Annotated in this window: 7 protein-coding genes and 1 pseudogene; 1 reads left to right on the top strand and 7 read right to left on the bottom strand. The window is 65.4% G+C overall.

What is annotated here, in order from left to right; genetic code table 11:
• Nucleotides 1-171: 171 nt before the first annotated feature.
• The 5 genes from RZR99_RS31935 to mug all read right to left on the bottom strand — a co-directional run bounded on the left by RZR99_RS31935 (nucleotide 172) and on the right by mug (nucleotide 4333).
• A complete protein-coding gene (locus tag RZR99_RS31935) occupies nucleotides 172-678 on the bottom strand; it encodes a MarR family winged helix-turn-helix transcriptional regulator (protein ID WP_323123691.1) in 507 nt (168 codons plus the stop codon).
• A gap of 66 nt (nucleotides 679-744) precedes the next feature.
• Nucleotides 745-1182 carry a MarR family winged helix-turn-helix transcriptional regulator gene (locus RZR99_RS31930; RefSeq protein ID WP_323123690.1) on the bottom strand — a complete coding sequence of 146 codons (438 nt, stop codon included), beginning with the start codon at nucleotides 1180-1182 and terminating at the stop codon, nucleotides 745-747.
• A 129-nt stretch (nucleotides 1183-1311) separates the two neighbouring features.
• A complete protein-coding gene (locus RZR99_RS31925; RefSeq protein ID WP_323123689.1) occupies nucleotides 1312-2232 on the bottom strand; it encodes a LysR family transcriptional regulator in 921 nt (306 codons plus the stop codon).
• An 807-nt stretch (nucleotides 2233-3039) separates the two neighbouring features.
• Nucleotides 3040-3699, bottom strand: coding sequence for a DNA-3-methyladenine glycosylase (locus tag RZR99_RS31920; protein WP_323123692.1), 660 nt, complete (start codon nucleotides 3697-3699; stop codon nucleotides 3040-3042).
• A gap of 85 nt (nucleotides 3700-3784) precedes the next feature.
• Nucleotides 3785-4333 carry a G/U mismatch-specific DNA glycosylase gene (gene mug, locus RZR99_RS31915; protein ID WP_323123688.1) on the bottom strand — a complete coding sequence of 183 codons (549 nt, stop codon included), beginning with the start codon at nucleotides 4331-4333 and terminating at the stop codon, nucleotides 3785-3787.
• Nucleotides 4334-4635: 302 nt separating this feature from the next.
• On the opposite strand from mug, the pseudogene RZR99_RS31910 reads away from it, so the two are divergent.
• Nucleotides 4636-4716, top strand: a pseudogene (locus RZR99_RS31910) (IS3 family transposase); the annotation flags it as partial.
• A gap of 34 nt (nucleotides 4717-4750) precedes the next feature.
• Here RZR99_RS31910 and RZR99_RS31905 read toward each other — a convergent pair.
• On the bottom strand, nucleotides 4751-4993 hold the full coding sequence (locus RZR99_RS31905) for a hypothetical protein (RefSeq protein ID WP_323123687.1): 243 nt from the start codon (nucleotides 4991-4993) through the stop codon (nucleotides 4751-4753).
• Nucleotides 4994-5016: 23 nt separating this feature from the next.
• Nucleotides 5017-5551, bottom strand: a 535-nt coding sequence (locus RZR99_RS31900) for a HEPN domain-containing protein (RefSeq protein ID WP_323123686.1), incomplete at its 5' end; no start/stop codon positions are given.

Genomic DNA, 5551 nt, shown 5'->3' with positions numbered 1-5551 from the left:
GTAGTTCGCGCATCCCGCGAGCGCCAGCGCGGCAACCGCGGCGGCGAGCACGGTGCGGCCACCGCTGCGCACGGACAGGGCCACGGCGCTCATTGCGCGTCCCCTTGCCCGATCCGCTTGTCTGTCTTGATACCCATGCGTGTGATTCCTTGATGATTTTGAATAATCCCGTCACCCCTGCTCCGGCCAACCGGCACGACGGTGCGAGCCGTCGCCGTTTGCCCGGATACGCGCCAGCAAGCGAATCAGGAAACCCGCCTCCTCGGCGGTGAAGCCCGCCAGCGCCTCGCCCAGCACCGCGTGAAAGATCTCCGGCATCGCGGCCGCCCGTGCCCGGCCTTCATCCGTCAACGCGAGCCGCGTGATCCGGCGATCCCCGTCATCGCGCACGCGCGACAGCAGGCCGCGCGTCTCGACCCGATCGAGCATGCGGGTCGCCGCGCTCGCGTCGACGCCATACTCTCGCGCCAGCTCGGCCGCCGTCGTGCAGCGCGCGGTCGACAGCATGAACAGCATGCAGCCCTGCAGGCCCGTCACGCCGAGCGCCTCACGGGTGCGTTGCGACAGACGCTGCGCCAGCGCCGCATCGACGCGCGACAGCAGATGACCGAGGCTTTCGCCCGAGCGGTCGACGGGTAGCGCCAACGCTTGCGTCGGCAGAATGGGGGAAGGACACATGGCGGATCCGATCGGCGCGAGGCGGAAACCGGTACGCGCGGACCGCGCGCCGGCCATCGTCCTCGCCTAGGTGCGAGCCACGTCCCGCACCACGCGCAACAGGTCGCGGCGAAGCCGCGCCGTCTGTCGCGCACCGAACTGCCGCTCGAACACACGCTGCGCGTCACGCCAGCACGCCGCCGATTCGTCCAGCTTCGCGCGGCCCGGCACGGTCAGCGCCAACCAGAATCCACGGCCGCGCTCAGCGATCGCCCGACTCTTCACCCACGCGCCGCGCAGCAGCGGTCGCAGCGTGCGAACCAGCGTGGTGCGATCGGTCGACGTTGCGTGCGCCAGCTCGGCCATCGTCAATTCCGCGCCCGACCCGAGCGCGCGCAGGATGGTGAACTGCGCCGGCGTTACGCCGGATTTTGACAAATACCTTTCATAGCGCTGCGAGACGTGCCGCGCGGCGTGCGTGATCGTCAGGCAGTCGTCGTCGAAGGCGGGAAGCAGGGTGTGCATGCGCACAGACTAGTGGCCGCGGGAATGGCCATCAACGCCGGGCGGCGCATCAATTAATAACAATTCCGGCAAGAATCGCGCGGAGCGCCGGCCGGCGGGCCTGCGCGCGCAATCAATAGATGATGGTCATCATTCTATTTTGGAGGGCTGGCTTGACAGATCTTCGAAATAGTTCACCGCGTGATCGATGAAGGCCCGTACCTTCGCGGGCAGCAGCATCCGCGAGCTGTACGCGAGACGCAGCTCGGTGCCGGCGTCGACGATCTTGAATTTCTCGAGCACCGGCACGAGCCGGCCGGCGGCGAGATCGTTCTGCAGCAGCGCGACCGGCAGCACGCCGATGCCGAAGCCTTGCAGCACGAGTCCCAGGTTGAATACCGCATGGTTCGACACGATCTCGTAGCGCAGCGGCACGCTCAGTTCCTCGCGGCCGATGCGGAAGGTCAGTTCGGCCTTGCGCACCGACGGAGAAATGGCGACGAATACGTGCTCGTCGAGATCGGACGGATGCTGCGGCATCGGATGCGTTTTCAGGTAGTCGGGCGACGCGACGATCGTGAACGGGATGCGCTCCATCAGCCGCGTGACGACCGTATCGGAGGTCAGCATGAACGGCAGCAGCAGCCCGACGTCGTAGCCTTCGGCGACGAGATCGACCGGCCGCTCGGCGAGCGTCACGTCGAGATTGACCTTCGGATGCTTGCGCTTAAAGCTCGACACGAGCGGCATCAGGCGGTTGGTCGTCGCGGTCGCGTGCGCGATCACGCGCAGCACGCCGGTCGGCTCGCGCGCCTGCATCGACGCGCCCTCCTCGAGCGCGTCGAGATCGGCGAGCACCCGCACGCAGCCGTCGTAAAACTGCTCCGCCGCCTCGGTCAGCGAAATCTGCCGGGTGGTGCGGTTGAACAGCCGGATGCCGAGCCGCTGCTCGAGGCCCGAGATCGCGCGCGACACGACGGGCGTGGAAAGACCGAGCATGTCCGCCGCGCGGGTGAAGCTGCGTGCTTCGACGACGGAACAGAAGATTCGCAGGCTATCGATGTATTCCATGGCGAGACAGTATCGGGCAAGGTCGGCGCATCCGCGCGCCACGCCGGCAGACAGGATGCAATGGCCGGCGCCAATCGCAATGTACAGGCTTTCGGGCCGCTCGGTGCGCCGTCGGCGCCGGGTGCTGGAAGCACGTCGCCTTGAGTGGATTCCACACCGCGAGTCGAGCTTGTCGACGCCACATTCGCGAAATCTCGTTGACATGGCAGGCCCGTCGCGGCGAAACGCGCCGCCCACCGCGCGGGGTTCGTAAACTTCCCCTTTACACCACTCTCCCCTCGATGAACCACTCATCGCGACAGCTCAAGATTCCGTCCCGTTCGTGCGCAGCGCGCCGAATCCGATCGACACAGAGGCTCGCCCCGGCCCCGCCACTCTGTCGGTTTTCATCAGGGCCAAGCTGCATGAAGCCGAAACCCGGCATCTCATCCGGCACGTTTCGGCAATCGCGCTACTGAGCGGCTGCGTCTCGCTACTGCCTCATTGTCTATCCATCGGACTGCCACATAATTTACGCTGAGCGATCCGACTTGCACGCTGGTGTTCGGTACGCCTCACCGACACGGCGTTAGCAGGCGCGCCAGCGGAATATTGCCTGATTGCGCTGCCGGTCGCGCGCGATGCGTTCGAATCGAACCGCCCGGATGCGGCGCACCGCGTTCCCGTCCGGCTCCGCGAGCAGGGGGCCACACCCCGGCCCTTGGCGAAGCGGGTCACTTTATGGGAACACGCTGGCATCGCAAGTGCGGGCCACTCGTCTGGCACCTGGCCGAGCGCGCCGGAAGTCCCGGTGAACGACTCGGCGCATCATGTGCCGTTCGATGCCCCCTCGGCATGAATCGAGGCTCGCCGCGACGCCGTACCCGATACATATGGACTGCCGGGCACCCACCACCGCCACGGAAAATCCTTGCCGAGACGGATGCCGATGCGAGGTCCGCCCGTCAGATTCCCGGGCGGCGCCATGCCGTCGTCGACGACGGCGAAGCCATCACTGGCACGGATCAGATCGATCCCGTCTTGCGCGCCGCCGATACCCATCGCCTGCGTCAACCGGGCCGGTCCGCGACACAGATCGCGATCGCGCGTCAGCGGCGGGCGCACCGCGCGCATCTGCTCCAGCCCGCTCAGAGGCTCCAGCGCGCGGATCAGCACGCCGCTGCCTTCGCCGTCGGGGCCGCACACGCAGTTGGCGCACCAGTGCATGCCGTAGGTGAAGTAAACGTACATATGCCCCGGCGGTCCGAACATGGTGGCATTGCGCGGTGTCTTGCCCCGGTAGGTATGCGCCGCCGGATCGACGGCGCCGACGTAGGCTTCCACTTCAACGATGCGCCCCGCCCGGCCGTCCGCCGCCGCCAGGATCTTGTTGAGAAGCTGGGGCGCTACCTCGGTGGCGATCCGATCGAAAAATGCGCGCGAAAGGGGCGTACCCGGCCAGGCCAACGCCGTTTTGTTTCGAGTCACCCGAGACCTCCCATTGACGTTGTTCGGATGCCTGCGCATCTTGCGCGGAACGCTCCGGCCCGGCGAACCCTCGGGTTCGCCTGACCTACCGGGCCGCCCGCGTCGGAAAACTGGCGTCGCCGGAACCCGCGGCCACTTCCAGATGAAGCTGACGGTACGCATCGACCAGACCGTCGAGGCTGAACGCACGGTTTCTCCCGCTGGGATTGGGCAGAACCCAGACGGCCGCCCCTTCCATGCGGACCGGCTGCGCCCCCCAGGCAATCTCCCGCTGCCCCGAAAGCCCGGCGTACGCGGCCTTGCCCAGGAAGGCGACGAAGCGCGGCGCATGGCGTGCGATCTTCCGCCTGAATGCGTCGGCGGCGGCCGTGAATTCATCCTGCGAAAGCTGATCGGCACGCGCAGTCGCCCGCTTCACCACGGCGGTCAACCCACACCCGTATCCGAGTATCGTGCGGTCGTCCTGCGGAGAAATTTCCTCGGGAGTAAAACCCGCGAGATGGATGACGCGCCAGAAACGGTTGTTTCTTCCCGCGAAGTGATGCCCCGTCGCGGCTGCGGTCATGCCGGGGTTGATCCCGCAGAACAGCACATCGAGGGATCGGGCAATGATGTCGGGGAGTGCGTCGGTCACGGCAAATCTCGGAAATTCGGGAAGGGGCGGCTTCGATCTGAAATGGAATCCCCGCTCTTGCGTGAACGCCAATCGTCTCAACGGCTTCCTCTCGCCGGTTACGCTCGCCCCCGTAGGCGCAAGCGCGGACGGCTCAGTCCCGCATCGTCGCAAGCGCACGCTGANCGGCTTCGATCTGAAATGGAATCCCCGCTCTTGCGTGAACGCCAATCGTCTCAACGGCTTCCTCTCGCCGGTTACGCTCGCCCCCGTAGGCGCAAGCGCGGACGGCTCAGTCCCGCATCGTCGCAAGCGCACGCTGATACAACGAGAAACGGATCAAGGGCTCCCTTGGCTATCTCAGCCCCATCGAGTACCGTGAAAGCCTCGGCCTAACGACGTAAATCAGTCCAAGAAAATAGCCGCATCCCCGGTGGGTTAAGACTCTGTGGAAATCAACACACTGTCTTGCTCGAGTGCGAGCCAACCACGCACGGCCTGTGCGTCAGAGTGAGTGGCGAACCACGAATCGACGGCATCATGGCAGTTCGGCTTCGGCGCGGCGACTGGGCGCACCGGCTGCTGTCGACACGCGCGCCGCGCAGCGGGCAACGCCGCGAGCAACGCTCTGACCAGTGCCTCATGGCCGGCCGGACGCGTGAAAAATTCCTCAGTCGCCATCGTGATCTCCTTTTCCCTTGTTCCTATGCACCTGGACTACGCCAAGTCGCTGTTTTTACGACGTCTTCTGCTAGCGACAATACGTGCTCAACATCGAGCACCGTCTGCTTCGCATTTGGCGTCACGTGCCCGTTCATCCCACTCGGATACCGCCCGTGGAAAGGCGGGGCATGGAGTGTGTTTAGTAAGGCACACCAGTCGGGTGGCATCGCAGATACGGCGAGCCCCGATTCAGCCGATGCTTTCCATAGAGCTTCGAGATCGTGTCCGAATGGCCGCCGGCTCAACTCCGACGCAACTCGCCCAGCGGCCCAAAGGACTGCTTTCAACGCACCCTCCAATGCCTGAGCAACGAGCAGCGCACCGGGAAGCGTGGTTACTATCTCGCTGTCCGCTAATACCTGGGCGCCCGCCCAGAGTTGCCGTGCCGTCAGCACGAAGCTCTGGCCATCCGATGGCGGCACCAAAGTGACTGCGGCGAAGGTCACTGCGGCACTTCCGGCTGCCTCTGGCAGATCGCTCATTCCGGTTTCCTGTTTATCGGCTTGCGCGGTGATT

It is taken from the genome of Burkholderia alba, assembly GCF_034721475.1.
In the GTDB taxonomy this organism is placed as follows: Bacteria; Pseudomonadota; Gammaproteobacteria; order Burkholderiales; family Burkholderiaceae; genus Burkholderia; species Burkholderia alba.
Note: the sequence above shows the minus strand (reverse complement) of the source record. Positions and strands in the feature narration are given on the sequence as shown.

Excerpts from the sequence above, each read along its gene's own strand:
- RZR99_RS31905 (WP_323123687.1), bottom strand. The coding sequence starts at position 4,993 with ATGGCGACTGAGGAATTTTTCACGCGTCCGGCCGGCCATGAGGCACTG.
- RZR99_RS31930 (WP_323123690.1), bottom strand. The coding sequence starts at position 1,182 with ATGCACACCCTGCTTCCCGCCTTCGACGACGACTGCCTGACGATCACG.
- RZR99_RS31935 (WP_323123691.1), bottom strand. The coding sequence starts at position 678 with ATGTGTCCTTCCCCCATTCTGCCGACGCAAGCGTTGGCGCTACCCGTC.
- RZR99_RS31925 (WP_323123689.1), bottom strand. The coding sequence starts at position 2,232 with ATGGAATACATCGATAGCCTGCGAATCTTCTGTTCCGTCGTCGAAGCA.